The sequence below is a fragment of the Mediterraneibacter butyricigenes genome (assembly GCF_003574295.1).
In the GTDB taxonomy this organism is placed as follows: domain Bacteria; phylum Bacillota; class Clostridia; order Lachnospirales; family Lachnospiraceae; genus Mediterraneibacter_A; species Mediterraneibacter_A butyricigenes.
Window position 1 is genome coordinate 1,998,425 of the sequence record NZ_BHGK01000001.1, and the last position, 20,527, is coordinate 2,018,951.

The 20,527-nt window shown below is 41.2% G+C and carries 24 protein-coding genes; 17 read left to right on the forward strand and 7 right to left on the reverse strand.

The window, feature by feature from the left end; all coding sequences use genetic code 11:
* Window positions 1-63: 63 nt before the first annotated feature.
* The 8 genes from KGMB01110_RS09820 to dusB are packed head-to-tail and all read left to right on the forward strand — an operon-like array spanning window position 64 to window position 6,380.
* Window positions 64-861: a TrmH family RNA methyltransferase gene (locus KGMB01110_RS09820; RefSeq protein ID WP_117603496.1), complete on the forward strand. Its 798-nt coding sequence runs from the start codon at window positions 64-66 to the stop codon at window positions 859-861.
* Complete coding sequence (locus KGMB01110_RS09825) at window positions 858-1,313, forward strand: NfeD family protein (protein WP_243112773.1); 456 nt, start codon at window positions 858-860, stop codon at window positions 1,311-1,313. Before KGMB01110_RS09820 ends, KGMB01110_RS09825 begins: the two co-directional genes overlap by 4 nt.
* Entirely contained in the window at window positions 1,314-2,249 is a 936-nt protein-coding gene (locus KGMB01110_RS09830; protein ID WP_117603497.1) for an SPFH domain-containing protein, read from the forward strand.
* A gap of 34 nt (window positions 2,250-2,283) precedes the next feature.
* Window positions 2,284-3,276: an ornithine carbamoyltransferase gene (gene argF / locus KGMB01110_RS09835; RefSeq protein WP_117603668.1), complete on the forward strand. Its 993-nt coding sequence runs from the start codon at window positions 2,284-2,286 to the stop codon at window positions 3,274-3,276.
* Entirely contained in the window at window positions 3,277-4,260 is a 984-nt protein-coding gene (locus KGMB01110_RS09840; protein WP_119298153.1) for a biotin--[acetyl-CoA-carboxylase] ligase, read from the forward strand. It begins immediately after the preceding gene.
* Window positions 4,253-4,597 (forward strand): DUF6145 family protein, encoded by a 345-nt coding sequence (locus tag KGMB01110_RS09845; RefSeq protein WP_117603669.1) that lies wholly within the window; start codon window positions 4,253-4,255, stop codon window positions 4,595-4,597. The genes KGMB01110_RS09840 and KGMB01110_RS09845 overlap by 8 nt, the downstream gene beginning before the upstream one ends.
* A 12-nt stretch (window positions 4,598-4,609) precedes the next feature.
* A complete protein-coding gene (locus KGMB01110_RS09850) occupies window positions 4,610-5,380 on the forward strand; it encodes a type III pantothenate kinase (RefSeq protein WP_117603499.1) in 771 nt (256 codons plus the stop codon).
* Between the two features lie 34 nt (window positions 5,381-5,414).
* A complete protein-coding gene (gene dusB, locus KGMB01110_RS09855) occupies window positions 5,415-6,380 on the forward strand; it encodes a tRNA dihydrouridine synthase DusB (RefSeq protein ID WP_119299166.1) in 966 nt (321 codons plus the stop codon).
* Between the two features lie 66 nt (window positions 6,381-6,446).
* Here dusB and KGMB01110_RS09860 read toward each other — a convergent pair whose 3' ends face one another.
* On the reverse strand, window positions 6,447-7,208 hold the full coding sequence (locus KGMB01110_RS09860; protein ID WP_117603500.1) for an SDR family NAD(P)-dependent oxidoreductase: 762 nt from the start codon (window positions 7,206-7,208) through the stop codon (window positions 6,447-6,449).
* Between the two features lie 448 nt (window positions 7,209-7,656).
* Between KGMB01110_RS09860 and KGMB01110_RS09865 the strand changes: the two genes are divergently transcribed.
* Both KGMB01110_RS09865 and KGMB01110_RS09870 read left to right on the forward strand, forming a co-directional pair.
* Entirely contained in the window at window positions 7,657-7,848 is a 192-nt protein-coding gene (locus KGMB01110_RS09865) for a class I SAM-dependent methyltransferase (RefSeq protein WP_330508121.1), read from the forward strand.
* An 83-nt stretch (window positions 7,849-7,931) separates the two neighbouring features.
* Window positions 7,932-8,690, forward strand: coding sequence for an EFR1 family ferrodoxin (locus KGMB01110_RS09870; protein ID WP_119298154.1), 759 nt, complete (start codon window positions 7,932-7,934; stop codon window positions 8,688-8,690).
* 66 nt (window positions 8,691-8,756) lie between these two features.
* Here KGMB01110_RS09870 and KGMB01110_RS15865 read toward each other — a convergent pair whose 3' ends face one another.
* The 5 genes from KGMB01110_RS15865 to greA all read right to left on the reverse strand — a co-directional run bounded on the left by KGMB01110_RS15865 (window position 8,757) and on the right by greA (window position 13,353).
* On the reverse strand, window positions 8,757-8,960 hold the full coding sequence (locus KGMB01110_RS15865) for an AIM24 family protein (RefSeq protein WP_334294941.1): 204 nt from the start codon (window positions 8,958-8,960) through the stop codon (window positions 8,757-8,759).
* 319 nt (window positions 8,961-9,279) lie between these two features.
* Window positions 9,280-10,116, reverse strand: coding sequence for a CPBP family intramembrane glutamic endopeptidase (locus KGMB01110_RS09885; RefSeq protein ID WP_119298156.1), 837 nt, complete (start codon window positions 10,114-10,116; stop codon window positions 9,280-9,282).
* 59 nt (window positions 10,117-10,175) lie between these two features.
* The gene (locus KGMB01110_RS09890) at window positions 10,176-10,622 is read right to left on the reverse strand and encodes a hypothetical protein (RefSeq protein ID WP_119298157.1); all 447 of its coding nucleotides are present in this window, start codon (window positions 10,620-10,622) and stop codon (window positions 10,176-10,178) included.
* Window positions 10,623-10,903: 281 nt separating this feature from the next.
* Window positions 10,904-12,847 (reverse strand): lysine--tRNA ligase, encoded by a 1,944-nt coding sequence (lysS, locus tag KGMB01110_RS09895; protein ID WP_119298158.1) that lies wholly within the window; start codon window positions 12,845-12,847, stop codon window positions 10,904-10,906.
* A 20-nt stretch (window positions 12,848-12,867) separates the two neighbouring features.
* A complete protein-coding gene (gene greA, locus KGMB01110_RS09900) occupies window positions 12,868-13,353 on the reverse strand; it encodes a transcription elongation factor GreA (RefSeq protein WP_117603520.1) in 486 nt (161 codons plus the stop codon).
* Window positions 13,354-13,687: 334 nt separating this feature from the next.
* Between greA and KGMB01110_RS09905 the strand changes: the two genes are divergently transcribed.
* Window positions 13,688-13,891: an arsenic metallochaperone ArsD family protein gene (locus KGMB01110_RS09905; RefSeq protein ID WP_119298159.1), complete on the forward strand. Its 204-nt coding sequence runs from the start codon at window positions 13,688-13,690 to the stop codon at window positions 13,889-13,891.
* Between the two features lie 272 nt (window positions 13,892-14,163).
* A complete protein-coding gene (locus tag KGMB01110_RS09910; RefSeq protein ID WP_119298160.1) occupies window positions 14,164-14,772 on the forward strand; it encodes a DUF6664 family protein in 609 nt (202 codons plus the stop codon).
* Window positions 14,773-14,824: 52 nt separating this feature from the next.
* On the opposite strand, the gene KGMB01110_RS09915 is transcribed toward KGMB01110_RS09910, so the two are convergent.
* Window positions 14,825-15,076, reverse strand: coding sequence for a helix-turn-helix domain-containing protein (locus KGMB01110_RS09915; RefSeq protein WP_015513363.1), 252 nt, complete (start codon window positions 15,074-15,076; stop codon window positions 14,825-14,827).
* 132 nt (window positions 15,077-15,208) lie between these two features.
* Here KGMB01110_RS09915 and KGMB01110_RS09920 point away from each other — a divergent pair, with 132 nt between their 5' ends.
* From KGMB01110_RS09920 to KGMB01110_RS09940, 5 genes are all read left to right on the forward strand, one after another.
* Window positions 15,209-15,559 (forward strand): hypothetical protein, encoded by a 351-nt coding sequence (locus tag KGMB01110_RS09920; protein ID WP_117808214.1) that lies wholly within the window; start codon window positions 15,209-15,211, stop codon window positions 15,557-15,559.
* A 208-nt stretch (window positions 15,560-15,767) separates the two neighbouring features.
* A complete protein-coding gene (locus KGMB01110_RS09925) occupies window positions 15,768-18,272 on the forward strand; it encodes a DEAD/DEAH box helicase family protein (protein ID WP_119298161.1) in 2,505 nt (834 codons plus the stop codon).
* 240 nt (window positions 18,273-18,512) lie between these two features.
* The gene (locus KGMB01110_RS09930) at window positions 18,513-19,421 is read left to right on the forward strand and encodes a ParM/StbA family protein (RefSeq protein ID WP_170141745.1); all 909 of its coding nucleotides are present in this window, start codon (window positions 18,513-18,515) and stop codon (window positions 19,419-19,421) included.
* The gene (locus KGMB01110_RS09935) at window positions 19,409-19,702 is read left to right on the forward strand and encodes a hypothetical protein (protein ID WP_006428275.1); all 294 of its coding nucleotides are present in this window, start codon (window positions 19,409-19,411) and stop codon (window positions 19,700-19,702) included. The genes KGMB01110_RS09930 and KGMB01110_RS09935 overlap by 13 nt, the downstream gene beginning before the upstream one ends.
* Before the next feature lie 218 nt (window positions 19,703-19,920).
* The gene (locus KGMB01110_RS09940) at window positions 19,921-20,493 is read left to right on the forward strand and encodes a hypothetical protein (protein ID WP_119298163.1); all 573 of its coding nucleotides are present in this window, start codon (window positions 19,921-19,923) and stop codon (window positions 20,491-20,493) included.
* The last annotated feature ends 34 nt before the right edge of the window (window positions 20,494-20,527 follow it).

The window sequence follows — 20,527 nt, forward strand, 5'->3', positions numbered from 1 at the left end:
GCAAAAATAAACGACTTGACGGGACAAACAGAAGTATGTCAAAATGAGGACGGAAATGAGCAGATGATAAGAATAACAAGTGCGACAAATGCCAGAGTAAAAGAACTTTTAAAACTGAAAAAACAGTCAAAATACCGGCAGGAACAAGGCGTATATCTGGTAGAAGGAATCCGGATGTGTAAAGAAGCTCCAATCCATGAGATCGGGCAGATCTGGGTGTCGGATTCTTTTCAGGAACAGCATCCGGAATTTGCAAACGAATTTGAGATGGTTCGGACTTTTTATGAAGTGCCGGATGAAATTTTTCAGAGATTGTCGGATACGCAGCATCCGCAGGGTGTGCTGTGCGTGATGCGACAGAAACGCTATGAGATCGGACTGATCTTAAAACAGGAGCATCCGCTCCTTATGGTTCTGGATCACTTGCAGGATCCGGGAAATGTGGGAACGATTTTAAGAGCCGGAGAAGCAGCGGGAGTGACCGGCGTGATCTTAAGTGCCGGATGCGCAGATATTTACAATCCCAAGGTGATTCGATCGACCATGGGCTCCATTTACCGAATGCCATTTGTCTATGTGGAAGATCTGCCGGAGGTGTTGGAAGAACTAAAACGGCGTGGGATTCATTGCTATGCGGCCCATCTGGAAGGAAAGAACAGCTATGATCGGGAATCCTATGTGAAAGGAAGTGCATTTCTGATTGGAAATGAAGGAAACGGTCTGAGTGAGGAAGTGGCAGCCTGCGCGGATATCCGGATCCGGATTCCGATGCTTGGTCAGGTGGAATCGCTGAATGCGGCTGCAGCAGCAACGGTCTTGATGTTTGAGGCGGCAAGACAGAGAAGGGAGGAGATCGGATGAATTTGATGAGTACATTTCACGTTGGTGGCTACTGGCTGCTTCTGTTCATTGTGCTGATCGTGATAGAGATCATTACGCTAGGGTTGACGACGATCTGGTTCGCAGCGGGAAGTCTGGTGGCATTTTTGCTATCCTTATTCCATGTGCCTTTACCGATACAAATTATCGTATTTCTGGTGGTGTCTGTGATCCTGTTCGTACTTACAAGACCGATTGCCATGAAATATTTTAATAAGGACAGAGAAAAGACCAACATCAACAGCGTGATCGGTAAATGTGCGTTGGTGATCGAGAAGATCGACAATCTCCATGCTACCGGGAAGGTAGAACTGGACGGAATGGAATGGAGCGCGAGGGCAACGAAAGATACCGACATTTATCAAAACGGTGATGTCGTTCAGATCATAGATGTAAAAGGGGTAAAACTGATCGTAAAAAAGGAGGAAAAATAAATGGGAATTTTGTTATTGATTCTTGTAGTGCTGATCGTGTGGATCCTGGTATCATGTATCAAGATCGTACCACAGGCAAAGGCGATGGTGGTAGAGAGACTGGGGGCTTATCAGGCAACATGGGGGGTAGGACTCCATTTTAAGGTCCCGATCATTGACCGTGTGGCAAGAAAGGTAGATTTAAAAGAGCAGGTGGTAGATTTTGCACCTCAGGCTGTGATTACCAAGGATAATGTAACTATGCAGATTGATACCGTTGTATTTTATCAGATCACGGATCCGAAAATGTTCTGCTATGGAGTGGCAAACCCGATCATGGCGATTGAGAACCTGACAGCGACCACGCTTCGAAATGTCATCGGAGAACTGGAACTTGACCAGACCCTGACATCCAGAGAAACCATCAACACTTCCATGCGCGCATCCCTGGACGTGGCAACGGACCCATGGGGAATCAAAGTCAACCGTGTGGAACTGAAAAATATCATTCCGCCGGCCGCTATCCGCGATGCCATGGAAAAACAGATGAAGGCAGAGCGTGAACGTCGTGAAGCCATCCTGCGTGCGGAAGGTGAGAAGAAGTCCACGATCCTGGTTGCAGAAGGACAGAAAGAATCTCAGATTCTGGAAGCGGAAGCAGAGAAACAGGCAGCCATCCTTCATGCAGAGGCAGAAAAGGAAAAGATGATCAAAGAGGCAGAAGGTCGTTCTGAGGCAATTCTGAAAGTTCAGAAAGCCAATGCAGACGGTATCCGATTCCTGAAAGAAGCGGGAGCAGATGAGGCAGTCCTGACCATGAAGAGTCTGGAAGCTTTTGAAAAGGCAGCAGACGGCAAAGCTACCAAGATCATTATCCCGTCAGAGATTCAGGGAATCGCCGGTCTGGTAAAATCCGTGACTGAAATTGCAAAGAATGACGGAAGTGAAGCAGAGTAAAAAGACAGAACAGAATTACGGAAGGAAAAGAACCATGGATTTAAAAGGAAGAGATTTTTTGACACTGAAAGATTTTACACCGGAGGAGATTACCTATCTGCTGGATCTCTCAGCAGATCTGAAAGCAAAGAAGAAACAGGGCGTTCCGGTGGATCAGTTTCACGGAAAAAATGTGGCATTGATTTTTGAAAAGACCAGTACCAGAACCAGATGTGCATTCGAAGTAGCTGCTCAGGATCTGGGAATGGGAAGCACTTATCTGGATCCAACCGGTTCACAGATCGGAAAGAAAGAGAGCATCGCGGATACAGCCAGAGTTTTGAGTAGAATGTATGATGGAATCGAATATCGTGGATTCGGTCAGGATATCGTAGAAGAACTGGCACAGTACTCGGATGTTCCGGTATGGAACGGACTGACCAATGAATATCATCCGACCCAGATGCTGGCAGACCTTCTGACCATCCGGGAACATTTCGGACATTTAAAAGGAATCAAGCTGGTATACATGGGAGATGCCCGCTACAATATGGGAAATTCTCTGATGATCGCCTGCTCTAAGATGGGTATGCATTTTGTGGCTTGTACCACAAAAGAATATTTCCCGAATGCAGAACTGGTAGCACAGTGTGAGGAATATGCAAAAGAGACAGGAGCAACCATCACTCTGACAGAGGATGCTATGGCAGGAACCAAAGATGCAGATGTGGTTTATACCGATGTATGGGTATCCATGGGAGAGCCGGACGAGGTATGGGAACAGAGAATCAAAGAACTGAGCCCTTATAAGGTAACAAAAGCCATCATGGAAAACGCAGGAGAGAAGGCCATCTTCCTTCACTGTCTGCCGGCATTCCATGACCTGAAGACGAAGATCGGAAAAGAAATGGGCGAGAGATTCAACATTACTGACATGGAAGTAACCGATGAGGTCTTTGAATCTGAGCAGTCCAAGGTCTTTGACGAAGCAGAAAACCGTATGCATACCATCAAAGCAGTGATGGCAGCAACTTTGGGGTGGAAATAAGTGAAATCTGAAATCTTAAAAATGCTTCGTGAGAGCGAAGATTATGTATCCGGACAGCAGATCTGTGAGAAGTTTGGCGTCTCCAGAACGGCTGTCTGGAAGGCAATCAACCAGTTAAAAGAAGAAGGGTATGAAGTAGAAGCGGTACGAAATAAGGGGTACCGCATTTTAGCGAGCCCGGATGTGATGACCAAAGAAGAACTGGAAAGCCAGATCGATACCGTGTGGCTTGGAAAGCCGGTGATCTATTTTGACGAGATCGGTTCGACCAATAACTATGCCAAGCAATTAGGAGAAAATGGAGGTGCCCACGGAACCCTTGTGGTGGCTGACATGCAGAGTGCAGGCAAAGGCAGGAGAGGCCGGGGATGGGATTCTCCGTCCGGATCCAGCATTTATATGACGCTCCTTCTGAAACCGGAGGATCTGGAGCCGAATCAGGCGTCGATGCTGACCCTGGTTGCAGCCTACGCAGTGGCAGGCGGAATTTCGGAACAGACCGGGCTTCCGGCAAAGATCAAATGGCCCAATGACATCGTGGTCAACGGGAAAAAAGTCTGCGGAATCCTGACAGAGATGAGTACCGAAATTGAACATATCAATTACATTGTCTGCGGAATCGGGATCAATGTGAATATGACGTTTTTCCCGGAAGAGATCAAAGACACAGCGACTTCTTTATGTCTGGAATATGGGCAACAGGTACGAAGAAGCACACTGATCGCGGCAATCATGCGACAGTTTGAAAAAGGCTATCAGATCTTTATGGAGACCAGAAATCTGGAAGGACTTCAGGAAGCGTATAACGATCTTCTGGTCAACTGCGGAAGAGAGGTGCGGATCCTAGGAGCCAAAGAACAGTATACCGGAAAGGCACTGGGAATCAATCCACAGGGAGAACTTCTGGTAGAAAGAGAAGACGGAATCGTGGAACAGGTGGCATCCGGAGAAGTATCAGTCAGGGGGATCTATGGATATGTATGACCGTTACGACGAAGAGTATGAAAAAGAAAAAATCGTTCTGTGTGGGGCGAATTCCTACGAACAGAAATTCTATATGAATCCGGAATTCGACATATTACCGGAAGAAATCCGACAGGAGTTGCAGATCATGTGTGTACTGTATACAGAAGATGTAGGAGGAGTCCTGATGGTAGTGTTTGACGAAGACGGCAAACTGCAACTGGAAGTAACCCATGGAGAACATGATTTTCTGTTTGATGAGATCGGAAGTGAGCTGAAGATCAAACAGCTTCAGAGAGAAAAAGAAGAACTGTTTGAATCGCTGGAGGCTTATTATAAATTAAAAGAATATATATAGGAGGAACGACAGATGCTTTTAGCGGTCGATGTAGGAAATACCAATATAACACTTGGAGTTTATAAAGGAGAAGAACTGATCGGAACTTTTCGAATGACTTCCAAACAATCCAGAACATCTGATGAATATGGAATCGTGATCTGTGAGATCCTGGAGAGAAGAGGGATTCCGGTGAAAAATATCGAGGCAGCGATTATTGCGTCTGTTGTGCCGGATGTGATGTATTCACTGACAAATGGAATCGTTAAATATCTGGACGTGACGCCGATTATTGTATCGGCAGGAATTAAAACCGGAATTAAGATTGTGACAGAAAATCCGAAGGAAATCGGACCGGATCGAATTGTGGATGCGGTAGCAGCTTACGGAAAATACGGTGGTCCGGTGATCGTGCTTGACTTTGGAACGGCAACCACCTATGATCTGGTGGGAGTAAATGGTACCTTTGAAGCTGGAATCACGGCACCGGGAATCGAGACATCCGGACGCTCTCTCTGGGGTGGAGCAGCCATGCTCCCGGCAATTGAGATCAAAAAGCCGAAATCCATTCTGGCAAAAGAGACGATCAGCAGTATGCAGGCGGGACTGGTCTATGGAGCCATCGGACAGACAGAATATATCGTAGAAAAGATCAAAGAAGAATCCGGATATGACGATGCCATTGTAGTGGCCACCGGAGGACTGGGGCGGATCATTGCAAACGAAACGGATATCATTGATAAATACGAGGCAGACCTGACACTGGAAGGGCTTCGTCTGATTTATGAAAAGAATAAAAAATAAAAATGGAAACCATAAAGAATATGGCGGGACAGAGATGAGAACGTTAACAATAGGAAATGTGAAACTGGAAAATTCATACATTTTAGGCCCAATGGCAGGTGTAACAGACCTGCCTTTCCGTTTGCTCTGCAAAGAACAGGGCGCGGGACTTCTGTGCATGGAAATGGTCAGCGCAAAAGGGATCCTTTATCACAATCGAAATACAGAAAGTCTTCTGACCATCCACCCGGAAGAACAGCCGGTATCGCTGCAGTTGTTTGGATCCGATCCGAAGATCTTGAGTGAGATGGCAAAACAAATTGAAGAGCGGCCGTTTGCGTTTCTGGATATTAACATGGGATGTCCGGTGCCGAAGGTAGTAAAAAACGGGGAAGGTTCCGCACTGATGAAAGAGCCAAAGCTGGTCTATGAGATTGTAAATGCGTTGGTAAAGGCAATTAAAAAGCCGGTGACGGTAAAAATCCGAAAAGGATTTGACGACAGTTGCATAAATGCGGTGGAAATTGCGAAAATTATCGAAGAAGCAGGAGCCAGCGCTGTAGCAGTGCATGGACGGACCAGAGAACAGTATTATTCCGGAAAAGCAGACTGGGAGATTATCCGTCAGGTGAAAGAAGCTGTCCACATTCCGGTGATCGGAAACGGAGATGTGACAAGTCCGGAGACGGCGAAAGCCATGCGGGAACAGACCGGATGTGACGGAGTCATGATCGCCCGTGCAGCCCAGGGAAATCCATGGATTTTCTCTGACCTGTGTGCCTATGAGGAGAACGGGGCTTATCCAAAGAAACGAAGTGCAGAAGAACTTCGCAACATGATGCTTCGCCATGCCAGGTTGCAGATCGAGTGGAAAGGCGATTACATCGGAATCCGGGAAATGCGCAAACATGTGGCGTGGTATACAAAAGGAATGGAAGGTTCGGCAAAACTGCGGGAAGAGATTAATAAAGTAGAGTCTTATGGACAATTGGAAGAATTGTTACAAGAAAGAATCGTTTAGTTCTTAGCGTGGTCAGACAATCTGACCACGCAAGTATGAGGAATATTCAGAAATTTAATCGATATATTATGGCATGATAGAATTAGCGCCATCTACTACAACACTCTGACCGGAAAAGTAACAGGAATCCGGACCGGCCAGGAATGCGATGACAGGCGCAATATCATTTTCAGGACTGCCAAAACGCTTCATAGGATTAAGATTCACCTGTTTTGCATATTCTTCCGGAAATTTTTCAGCCCATGCTTTGGCTGCAGGGGATTCTGCACCTGGCAGAACGACATTTACGCAGATGCCATACTGTCCCCATTCTTTTGCAGCAATCTTAGTCATGCCTCGAATCGCTTCTTTGTTGGAACCATAGGCTAACTGACCGGCAATACCAAACATACCTGTAGCAGAAGCAAAGTTGATGATTCTTCCTTCATGCTGTTCTTTCATATATGGAAAAACAGACTGCATATAGTTGAGGGAGCCGATAACCCCACTTTGCCATGCTTTAAACATATTATCATAAGACGTTTCTTCGACAGGAGCAGAAGGAACAATAGCCTGCGCGTTGTTTACTACAATATCAACTGTTCCAAATGTATCAGCAGCAGTTTTTACAACTTCTTCCACTCTGGCTCTGTCTGCAGAATCACATGTTATTGCGAGACCGTCGCTGCCTAATTCTTTGATTTCTGCGATGGTCTGTTCGATTGGTTCCAGACGCCGTCCGGTCGCAATAATCTTTACACCTCTTTTAGCAAGACAAAGTGCAATTCCTTTACCGATTCCCTGACCTGCACCTGTTACAATGGCAACTTTTTCGTTTAATTGCTTCATAAAAAACACCTCCATTATTCCGATAGAAAAATTATATCAACGTGAAAATAGAAAGTAAACCAATGATATTCCGTTGTCAAAGGCAGAAGACAAGGCGTTTGTGTTTTGTCTCCACATCATGCTTCCTTTCGCCGGATTAAAAAGAGAAGTATGAAATATATAGTTAGAATATTGATGTTTTTTAAGTAAATTTCTGGAAAAAATTTCCCAAAAAAGAACTTTAAGAGGATAGATGGTAGAAAAATTCACATGAAACTTTAAGAGGTTTATCATGGAGCTTGCAGTGATCATCGGGGAAGAAGGAACCTGGCTTCCAAAAACAAAAGAGACATGATAAAATGTAAATAAAAAAGGAGGAAGCAGAATCAGGTTTGAAATGGTTTATCTGCATAAAATATGTTGCAATTAAGTTAGCTGAATCTAACCGCGTTGCAAAAGAGGTAAATGTATGAGTGAAAGAATAAAATCCACTATTATTGGCAGTGCCGAGACAATGCTTCAGAGCTTCTATGCCAGAACGGTAGTTTTGGATGAGTTAGTAAAGAATTTTATAGAGAAAAATCCGGATTGTACGGTGGTCAACATTGCTTGTGGTCTGGATACGAGATTTTATCGCATGGATAACAGAAGAAAATGGTAAGATATTAAAAATAAAATATAACAGTTATTAAATCTCTTAAAACAGGTGAAATCTCAATCGGAAGTCGTGGAGGTGATTTTATCATGATTTTGTGCTTTTCAGGAACCGGCAACAGCCGTTATATAGCGAAAAAAATTGCAGTTGAATTGCAGGACGAGATTGTAGACGTGAATGCAAAAATCAAGGCAGTAGATTATTCGCCAATAAAAACAGGTGAGAATGTAGTCGTTGTAACTCCGACTTATGCGTGGCGTATTCCCCGAATTGTGTCGGATTGGCTTTTCAAAACGAAATTGCTTTCTGCAAAACGTATTTGGTTTGTTATGAACTGCGGCAGTGAAATTGGCAATGCGTCAAAATATAATCGTAGTCTTGCTGAGCAAAAGCACTTATGTTATATGGGTACATCTCAAATTCTTATGCCGGAAAACTATATTGCCATGTTCGATGCACCCCAAGCAGAGGAAGCAAGAAAAATTGTAAAAAATGCTGAGCCTACTATTGTGGATACCATTGCCTGTATTAAGACAGAACAACCTTTCCCTGTACCACGAAACAATCTCTACGACCGTTTTATGAGTGGTCCGGTAAATCCGATTTTTTATCAGTTCTTCGTGAAAGCTACTGCATTTCAGACAGATAATACTTGTATCGGATGCGGTCAATGTGTTAAAAACTGCCCAAAAAATAATATTGCACTTGAAAACGGAAAGCCGATATGGGGGAATCAATGTACTCACTGTATGGCATGTATTTGTTATTGCCCCACAGAAGCAATAGAGTATGGCAAAAAGAGCATAGGAAAACCGCGTTATCATTTTGAGCAGTTAAAGATGGAATAACGCCGATACAGGATTTTTATAATCCTATACCGGCGTTTGTTGGTTACGAGAGAATGTGTTTTACGCTTACTTTCCAAATGTATTGCTGGATTTAGCTGCCATGATGTTGGTGGATTCAAACAAGGAAGTTGTCGGCGCGACCGGACACATCAGTACTCGTCCTGTTCCACGATAAACATTTACTAGGCCCTCTCCGCTAACTGCAGATCCTACAAGTGTTTTTGTAGATCTTTCTACGGTGAATTCAAGATTTTGAATTAGTGCAAGCAGAAAAGAAACTTAAAGAGAAGCTTAAATTATTGGAGGGATAAGGATGTCAGTTGACCAGTACCAGAGGACTGTAAATGGGTTCCTATTAGAATAATAGCTGACCGCCAAAGCAGGGAATAATGACAAATATTCCTGCTCACAAATCTCAACCTCCTTGTGCTTAGAGTATATGAAGTTTTGGCTTTATCTTGTAGTTTGCGAATATCTGTATAAATAGAAAAAGCCCTTTGAGAAAAGGATTTCTCCTCTCTCAAAGGGCAAATTGGCAAACTGGAATTTGACAAGTACCTTATAGCTTCATATTTTCAAACCTATTATATCAATTTTTTCTTGATTTAATCATAAAAAATGCTATACCAGCAACTATTATGTATCCGAACAATGAAATAACAGATGATTCAATTCCAAATTCTCCACCTGTGATGGCGAAATCTTTTGAATTAAGTACATATGTCATTATAGAATATTTATCCATTTTTTCCCCAATAGCTAATCCTCCACCAATAATCACAACGTTCCAGATAGCATGAACTATTCCACTATTCCAAACTGAACCACTTTCTATTGCAATCATCGAAAACATAACGCCTACCATCGTTCCGGCGATAATTACTAATAAACAACTGCCTATTGAAAAATCCTGTCCAAGAACATGTACAATACCAAATAACATTGATGGAACAATTACAGCCACCTTAATATTCCATCTTTTCTTTAATGCATTAAGTATAACTCCTCTAAACACCATTTCTTCAACAAATCCAGCCGCTATTCCGGTAAATGCAACCCCTGCACTTAAAGTATTGAACATCTGATTTCCATTCATATTTGAGGATACATACTTACCGTTGAATATTAAAAGATAACTTCCTTTTATAACAAATGGTAATAATACAGCTATTAAAATCCATCTTATTTTAATAGCAAATTTAGGCATTCCGAAATCCGAAGTCGGCAATTTAATAATTTTGCTAATAAACATTTTCAGAATAAGATATGTCAATCCAGCATATATAATTCCAGCGATAATATTACAAATGCCAGTTGGAATTTTTATTATAACAAACATACTTGCAATGGATTGTGCAATAATCTGTGTGATTATTAAAATAAATATGGCAACAAATGATGTGCTAATTGCTTTTTTTGTACTCATTTTATTTCTCCTTTATAACTTTCGATTTTCTCAATTCTCCAAACCTGAATTTGTAAATATCATTTTACATTTTTATATGAAATCACAATATGACTTGGTGCAAATAATACTGATGCAATAATCAATAGCACTGACCTACCCATAATCCCACTAAATAAGAACAACATTGAAGGAATAATAGAAAGTGCTAATGCTCTGAAAACGCTGTTTTTCTTAAAACATATAATCCAAATAGCACAATAAAGCATTACCAATATGATATCTACAATCAAATATAGTACAAATGCTTCGTCAGACCACCACCCGAACCAAGTTCCCGGAATATTGATTATCATGAATCCGAAACAACCCAATCTCCCTACTTGTTCTGTGACCTCAACATATTTATTGTTCCACTTATTATCAAATCCATCTTTGCACTTAATCGCAAATACAACATTGGGTATCATAATGACTGCAATAAAAATCAGCCCAAAAACATTAAACCATTCCATATTATCTACCATCACAAACTCTGATTTGTATTTCTGTTTGTTTTAAAAATGGGCAACTCCGATTGGAATTGCCCACTCATTGCACTAATTATGCGTTTTTTTCTTGCTTGCACTTAATTTTGCATCAAATGATGTAAATCGCTGTTTTTTTAGTTTTTTATCAAATGAAGTACGTCCCGTCTATTCGGTAAAACGGTACATCTTTACATCACGTCGACTACCGTCTCCGTGTGTTTTTCGCCTTATGTCGGTGTTCGCAAGCGCACACCGCCGCAAGGCTCAGTTTTCTCATCTTAATAGAGCTTTGCACCTGCCGGAATGTGGTCATCAACCATCAGAAGATGAAGCTTTTCTTCGCCTTCTTCTTCATGAATAGCACTGAGGAGCATACCGCAAGAGTCAATGCCCATCATAGCTCTCGGTGGAAGATTTGTGATAGCAATAAGAGTCTTTCCAACCAGTTCTTCCGGCTCATAAAAGCTATGAATACCGCTTAAAATGGTTCTGTCTGTGCCTGTTCCGTCATCAAGCGTAAACTGTAACAGTTTCTTTGACTTCGGTACTGCAACACACTCTTTAACCTTTACTGCACGGAAATCTGACTTGCTGAATGTATCAAAATCAACAAATTCCTCAAATAAAGGCTCTACCTTTACCTTAGAAAAATCAATCTTTTCAGACTCAGTTTTTACATTTTTTTCAGGTGCTTCAGGAGCTGTAATATTTACATCATTTTTCTTATTTACACCATCTAAGGACTTCATTGTCGGGAACAGCAGTACGTCACGGATGGCCTCTGCTCCGGTCAGCAACATACACATGCGGTCGATACCGAATCCGATACCACCTGTCGGCGGCATACCGATTTCCAGTGCGTTCATGAAGTCTTCATCTGTAGTGTTCGCTTCGTCATCTCCCTGTGCCAACAGTTCTTCCTGCGCTTTGAAACGCTCTCTCTGGTCAATCGGATCATTCAGCTCAGAGTATGCATTTGCCATTTCCCAACCATTCATGAAGAACTCAAAACGTTCTACATAATTCGGATCTTCCGGTTTCTTCTTGGTCAGCGGAGAGATCTCGATCGGGTGATCCATAACAAAGGTCGGTTGAATCAAATGTTCTTCTGCGAACTCTTCAAAGAAGAGGCTTAAGATATCTCCCTTTTTATGTCTTTCTTCAAACTCTACGTGATGTTCTCTTGCCAGGGCTCTTGCCTGCTCCAGATCTTCCACTTCATTCCAGTCGATTCCGGCATATTTCTTTACCGCATCTACCATGGTAATACGCTCGAACGGCTTGCCGAGATCCATCTCAACACCCTTGTATACGATCTTGGTGGTTCCGAGAACTTCCTGAGCCACATGACGATACAGGTTCTCTGTCAGATCCATCATGCCGTGATAATCCGTATACGCCTGATACAGCTCCATCAGGGTGAATTCCGGATTGTGTCTAGTATCCAGACCTTCATTACGGAATACACGTCCAATCTCATATACTTTTTCCATTCCTCCGACGATCAGTCTCTTCAGATAAAGTTCCAGAGAGATACGCAGCTTTCTTTCTTCGCTCAGTGCGTTGAAGTATGTCTCAAACGGTCTGGCTGCTGCTCCACCTGCATTCTGCACCAGCATCGGTGTCTCTACTTCCATAAATCCCTGGTTGTCCAGATAACGGCGAATCGTGCTGATGATTCTGGAACGTTTTACAAATGTATCCTTTACTTCCGGATTCATGATCAGATCCACATATCTCTGACGGTAACGAAGATCGGTATTGGTCAGTCCGTGAAATTTCTCCGGAAGGATCTGAAGGCTCTTTGACAGCAGAGTTACGGTTGCTGCGTGGATAGAAATTTCTCCGGTCTTTGTCTTGAAGACTTCTCCGGTAATTCCGATCAGATCCCCCACATCCAGTTTCTTGAAGTCTTTGTATGCATCCTCACCTATACTGTCTCTTGCCACATAAGACTGAATGTTTCCATCCAGATCCTGTACGTTACAGAAAGATGCCTTTCCCATCACACGTTTGGACATCATACGTCCTGCGATGGAGACCTCTTTTCCCTCTAATTCTTCAAAGTGATCTTTGATTTCCTGACTGTGATGAGTCTGATTATATTTTGTGATCACAAACGGGTCTTTTCCGTTTGCCTGCAAGTCTGCCAGCTTCTCACGGCGGACTTTACGCAGCTGATTTATATCTTGTTCCTGTCCTTTTTTCTGCTGTTCTGCCACTGCCTTTTCTCCTTTCTTCTTTACAGAGAGCGGCTGATATCCAATACTTTATACTGGATCACGCCTGCCTGTGTCTCTACGTCTACCTGGTCTCCGATTTTCTTTCCGATCAGAGCCTGGCCAACCGGTGACTCATTGGAAATCTTTCCTTCCAGGCTGTTTGCCTCTGTGGAACCTACCAGTTTGAATTCTACTTCTTCGTCAAATGTAATGTCATAGACTTTTACGGTACATCCTACATTGATCTTATCAAAATCTACTTCATCTTCTACCACAACTTCGGCATTTTTCAGAATTGCTTCCAGTTCTTCGATTCTTGCCTCGATGTCTCTCTGCTCATCTTTTGCTGCATCATACTCTGCGTTCTCGGAAAGGTCCCCCTGTTCTCTTGCTTCTTTGATCTTCGCAGCAACCTCTTTTCTCTTTACAACTTTCAGGCTTTCCAGCTCATCCTCCAGTGCTTTAAGACCCGCATAAGTAAGTAATCGTTTCTTTGCTTCTGCCATAGTAATACGCTTCCTTTCTTTCTGACCTCTTTTATTCTTTTCTGTCTGAACTCTATTGTAAGATACCCTCTGAAAAGAGGCTTATTTTTTACTTCATTATTCTTATTCCGCAATTTCAATATTATACCCAATCCAATATGTAATGTCAAGAAAATCCCGTATTTACTGGACTCGCGGGGAATTTGTCATGAGGGCAATAAAATTTTGTCGACAATCTCAAAACAGTATAGCAAAGAACATATTGATATTTTTCTATTAACGATATGCCATCAGCTATGATTAAACACAATATATAGAAATATTTCAATAATTCAATCAAACGGAGATAACAATTATGAAGAAAATGAGCATTTACGAACCTGCACTTTGCTGTGAGACTGGTCTTTGTGGGGTTAATGTTGATCCTGAGCTTTTAAGAATTACAACAGTATTAAATAATCTGAAAAATAAAGGAATTATTATTGAAAGATACAATCTGAACAGCACACCAAATGTTACCTTTGAGCCGGGCTGCCGTAAACTGGATTATGTAGCATAAGAGTGTATAGCGTGTCTGTAGTCTGATTTTTGCCATAAATAAGTACAGGATACACAGAGAATAGAAAAGAATGTGTATTCAGTTAAATAAGAAATAGATAGCTGGTATGAGAGAACAAGGAGTCTTTCATACCAGTTTTTTTGTGGGAAAAGGGATAGGTTGCACAGGATCTGCCAGGAGATTTCAGTAGGTTTGATGAATAGCTTTCTTCCAGAAGTGTGGTATAGTCTTGTGCTTGGAACAGGAAAACTACACAGAAGGGAGACACCGATATGACAACACAGCCAGATATTATCTGGAATGAGCAGTGCCTGGGGATACGGATAGGAGAACAGGTATGCACCTATCTGAAAAAGCATGATGCGGAATACCAGAGACTGCAAAAGAAAATACTGGAACTTACAGAGAAGTATCCAGTGATAGAAACATTTATGGAGTCGAATCAGTCAATCAGCCTAACAGAAGAAGAGCATAAGGCAGTACATCGATATTTCCAATTGAAGAGCGAAAAGGAAATGATAGAAGAAGAGTACCATTTTTATATGGGACAGGCTCAAATGATCTCTTATGGAGCAATGCTTGGAAAAATTAAAAAAGCAATATTGGGAAATGATGAGGGTAACACAAAGAAATTGGTGGAGTTGCTGATGGATACCTGGATTGATGAGGTAGAAAATGAACTGAAAGAAAATGCAGTGTACCAGAAAATGCTCGAAAAAATATCAAAATATGAAGATCAGGTTCAGGCAATGGGACTTGAAAAAGAAAAACGAAAAATGATAGATGCATACGTTACGAAAGTAAATGAGAGATGGATTCTATATGCGGAATCCTTGTATCAGGCTGGTATGCAGAAAATCCTGGAATTACTGAATCTGTAAAAGAGACGGATAAAATGGGGAAGCACGAAAGACACTTCCCCATTTGTCACTTCTATTCATCTTTGCCATCAATGAGAAATATGTATGAAACCTGAAAGATTTCAGCAATGGCTTTTAATTCAAGATCAGTGACATAACGCTTGTTTGTTTCGATTCTGGTGATTACATTTTTATCCATATCGTAACCAGCTAACTGGAGTTTATAGGCAAGATCACGCTGAGACATATTGTGGGTCTTGCGAAGTTCAATCAATCGCTGGCTAATCAGATTCTTCTCACCAGACTGTGTCCTTGGCTTTGGCATCTTAAATCTCTTCCTCTCTGGTAAAAAGATGGTTTGTCTCACTTTTTGCACCATCTGTATTGATTTTAACGATTGGACAAGGTAGAATCGGTTGTAAAAATGAGACAAAGACAGAAGAGAAGGGAGAAATGTATGGAGCAGGCAAAGATAGAGCAGCTTGCATTTTTATATTTATGTAGCGAGCATGATAAAAGGTTATTACTCAAGAAAGAAAAAATGCAGTTAGCTGATTTTGACAGGCTGACCTATCTGATTTATCATCTTGGTTTTAAGGAATATCATATAAAAGTCTGGATGGAATTTACAGGAGATTTCAAAAAAGAATGGGAATGTTTGAATGCACTCCGGGAAACAGGTGGGAGTGTTGGAAATATAGGCAGTACAAAATCAGAAATCAGACTTCATGAAATATGGATTCAAGATTTTTGCAAAAATGTGTCAACAGAAGTCCGAAGATGGATTCAAGATCTAGATTATAAATAAAAAATATACAGTAGAGCATTTTTATGGTATTATTGTCAATAGAAATGAGTTTGTAAAGTAGATTAACAAGTGAAATTGAAAAGGATTACTCCCAGTAGATTTAATAGTTAATTTAGCAACGGTTCTAGTAGATATTGTGCCTGCGTTCCTTAGAAAAATTATATATAAGTTCAGAGGACGCAGTATTTAAAAAATCAGGAGTGGAATAATGAATCTTTTATCGAAACTTAGTTCTAGTACAAAAGCCAAAACAATAGAGCCTAGAGAAATTTTTATGACATTACCTTCAAAAGCACCAGGTTATGGATATCCTAGAGATGTTCAAAGCGAAGTATGGAAAAAGTGGTTTGATATAAGAAATGAGAAAAATGTAATTTTAAAAATGAATACTGGTAGCGGTAAAACAGTAGTTGGGTTGATTATGCTTCAGAGCTGCTTAAATGAAGAAAAAGGACCAGCTATATATGTTGTGCCTGATAATTATTTGGTTAAGCAGGTTATTGATGAGGCTAAGAGATTGGGGATTTCTGCAACGGAAGATAAAGATGATTATAGCTATTCAAATTCAAAAGCAATTCTTGTTACTTCTATTCAGACTATTGTAAATGGTTATAGTTATTTCGGGATGAGAGAAGGTGGCAATTACCCTATAGGAAGTATTATTATTGATGATGTACATGCGTGTATGGATAAAATCATTAGTCAGTTTATGATAAAAATTGATGCTGAATCAGATGCCTATAAGGAATTAATTGCTATATTTAGTTCTTCGTTAAAAGACTACAATCCAAAAAACTATATTGACATTGTTGAAATGAAAGATTGTCGAAAAAAAATGCTTGTGCCTTATTGGGAATGGCAGAGACAGCAAGATAACATTTATAGAATATTAACGAAATATGATAATAGTAAGAATTCTGCAATATATTTTGGGTTGCCGTTGATAGAGCGAAGCTTGAAAACAAGTGATTGTATAATTACTGCTTCTGCAATTGAAATATCACCTAAAGGAATTGATTTAGATAAGATATCGAGTCTTGAAGAAGCAAGTAGACGCATATATATGAGTGCAACATTAGCTGATGACAGTGTGTTTGTTTCTGCGTTAGGATTAAATACAGAAGATATGAAGAACATTATTACGCCAGAGAATGCTAATGATATTGGCGATAGACTCATTATTTTTCCAAAGTACGTAAATAGTGATATATCAGAAATTGAGATAAAGGAAAAAATTGAGGAAATAGCTGAAAAGTATAATGTTGTAATACTTGTCCCTTCTTTTTCCAGAGCAAAATTTTGGGATGAACGTGGAATACGAACAGCGACAAAAGATAACATAGATAAAATAGTTGCAGCATTAAAAAGCGGTAAACATGTAGGAAAAATAATTTTTGTTAATAGATATGACGGAATTGATTTGCCGGGTGATGCTTGTAGAATGTTGGTTATTGACGGGCTTCCTCCTTTAAATAGCATTAAGGATAGATATATTCAAAGTGTAGCTCCTCAGAGCACTGTTTTATTAAGGGAACAAGTCCAAAGAATTGAGCAAGGCATGGGGCGTGGAATTCGTTCTAATGACGATGAGTGTTGTATTGTTCTTATGGGTGATGAGCTTACAGATGTGTTATCACGAAATAGAGGAATAGATTATTTTAGTGTAGCGACAAGATGCCAATATGATCTTTCAAAACAATTATGGGATTTATTGGTTAGTGAAACTGGTTCAAAGCCAACAATTGATCAAATATTTGAACTTGCAAATTATTCATTAGAGAAAAATGCAGAATGGGTTGCAACCTGTAAGGAAAATTTGGCTGCTGTCAAATACTCAAATGAGGCAAAGGTAGATGAAAAAATAGTTGCTCAGAGAAAAGCTTTTGAAAATGCTATAAATATGCAGTGGTCTGATGCTGCAAATACTATTAAGAGTGTTAAAGATAAAGAGAAAGACAAAAAAACTAAGGGATATTTATACCAGATTCAGGCTGAATATACCAATAAAATAGATCCGGCACTTTCTCAAGAAGTGCTAAAAGCGGGCAAAAAATTAAATGCAGCTATTCTGTCGCCTATTGCGGGAATACAATATCAAAGAACAATTAATACAATTCCGCAGGCACAAGCCATCAGTACAAATCTAGATGCTGAAAAACTTGGGTTAAATGAACTGTTAGTATATGTAGATGGAATTTTGGCAAATTTATGTATGGGAAGCGAATACGAAAAGTTTGAGGAGGCATTAAGTCAAATAGGAACAATTCTTGGCTTTGTATGTTCAAGACCTGATAAAGAAACAGGAGGATACGGACCTGATAATTTGTGGGCAATTGACACTGGCAAATATTTGGTTATTGAATGTAAAACAGAGGCCACTACTCAAACAATAAAGAAAGATTATTGTAATCAATTATCGGGATCAGTTAATTGGTTTAAGGAGAATTATGTATACCCAAATGAATGTGTACCAATAATGATTCATCCATCTAAAGTTGTTGATGAGGTTGCATCTCCTGATGAAAATATGAGAGTGATGACCGAGAAAGAACTAACATGTTTTAGAAAAAATCTTCGAGATTTCTATAGTACTCTTTGCCAGAACGGAAATCTTAGTGATGTAAATAAAATTAATGAATTGCTGCGTATATATAAACTTAGAAAAGATGATATTGTCAATAGGTATACAGTTAAGTTTGAACGGAAGGATTAAAAGGACAAATTATAAAAATAAACAGCAATGGAATTAGTGCAAAGTTATATTATTTTACAGCACTGATTGACAAATAAAAAATGATGGAATACAGCTATGCGTGTTTATTTGCAAATATACATAGCAGTATTTTTTATTACGGGCAGGGCTCTTCGGGGTTCTGCCCTTTTTCTCTTTTTCCAGACCAAAAGACCACCTGCTGGAAAAGAACAAGAAAAACCAGAAAGGATGTGGTGACTTATCATTATAGGAATTGACCATGGATATTATGCCATAAAAACTCCCCATGTATGTTTCCCGACCGGACTGACAGGATACGATTACGAGCCGTATACCATGCGGAATGTCCTGCAGTACAATGGGAAATTTTATGTGTGTGGAACCGGGCGGCAGACGCTGGTGAGAAATAAGACTTCCAATGACAATTATTATCTTTTGACAATGGCAGCCATTGCCCAGGAAATCCGCTATCGCCGGGGAGAGCGGAAAACAGATGTAGTTCTGGCAGCCGGTCTTCCACTGGCAAGTTTTGGCAGGGAGAAAAAAGGCTTCTGGGAATATCTGTTTCGGAAAGAGCAGCCTCTGCGTTTCCGGTACGAGGATGAGAGCTATGAGATCCGGATTCAGGATGTAAAACTGTTCCCACAGGGGTACTCTGCCCTAGCTCTTCACCCGGAATGTGTTCGGGACGAGCCTTCTGTTCTTCTCGCAGATATCGGTGGCTGGACCGTAGACCTGATGCGGCTGGACAACAGTGTTCCAAATGCCGCTACCTGCCGCAGCCTCGAACTTGGTGTGATCCGGTGTGTGGATGAGATCACCGAGCAGGTACGCAGAAATATCGGACTGTCTGTAACGGATATTCAGATCGAACGTGTTATGAACGGCCAGAGCTGCAGCATGGACCCGGCCGCAAAAGAAATCATTGTCCGGCAGGGAAGGCTCTACACGGAGAAAATACTGTCTGCAATTATGGAAGCCGGGTTCGATCTGAAGGCAATTCCGTCCGTGATCATGGGCGGCGGAGCCAGCATTCTGAAACGGCACGTGACACCGCAGGACGGGCTGTGTCGGCAGGTTTACCTGACAGACGTACACGCCAACGCTTCCGGCTATGAGCGGATTGTGGGGCAGATGTGCGCGAAGTAAAGAGACCCGTTTTCTCGTTCCGCCTGAACCTTGATAACCCGGACCACAAAAAGGCATGGGAGATCCTGCAAAGTGTTCCGGATGGGCAGAAGAGCAGCTATCTGGTTCAAGTGATCTTAAAAGATCAGGAAAACAACCAGCTGGAGAAAAGTATCCGGCAGGCAATCCGGGAAGAACTGGCAGGTGTTTCCATTTCAGGCTCCGGGGAAAGTGTTTCAAAGAAGGAAGAAATCCCGTCCCAGATGCTGGATTTTCTCTCCGGGCTTGAGGATGCATTCTGAAAAAGTCAAGTCTTTCCTGGTGATAAAATAGCCAAATTTCAAGCAGTCAAATTAGTATAAATCACGGATTTTTGAAAGGGGTGATGCCTATTGAATGTTATTAGATCTGCATCCTTTGGGTGCTTTTGAAGGTTTCATATTCGTTGGGTATTGTGAATAGCTTTCTGTCACGTTTTAGGGTATGTTGTATGTAGAAAAAAGAAAGGAGAACGAACACAATGGAGATGAAAAACATATGCGGAAAAATCCCGGTAGAGCTGCATGAAAAGCTAAAACTGGAAGTCGAAGAGTTAGGAATCAGCATACCAAAATACCTTGAAATGGTAATCGAAGAACACATGACAAGAAAAGGAGAAAAGACGAACATGGCAGATTTAAGAACAGTAGCAGTACAGGTAACCGAGGATTTATTTTCCAGACTGAAAGCAGTCCTCGCCAGGAATGGCATGAAACAGAAAGACTTCTTAATCTGGCTTATCGAAGATGCAATCGAAAAAGAAGAAGCCAAATGGAAAGCAGAGTCAGAGGAAGCCGAAGAAACAGAAATGGAAGATCCTGAGACTGCGAAATCAGAACCGGATGAAGAGTCAGCAGAATCTGAAGCAGAAGAGCCTGAGACAGAAGCACTGGAAGCTGAAACAGACGGAGAAATGACAGAACCGGACGAAGCTGAAGCAGATGAAGAGCCGACAGAGCCAGAAAACGAAGAGCCAGCGGAAGCAGAGCCAACAGAACTGGAAACCGAAGAAGCAGAAGAATCTGAGCCAGAGGAAGCGGAATCAGAAGAATAGACATCACAAAACAGAAACCAAGAGACGGAAACGG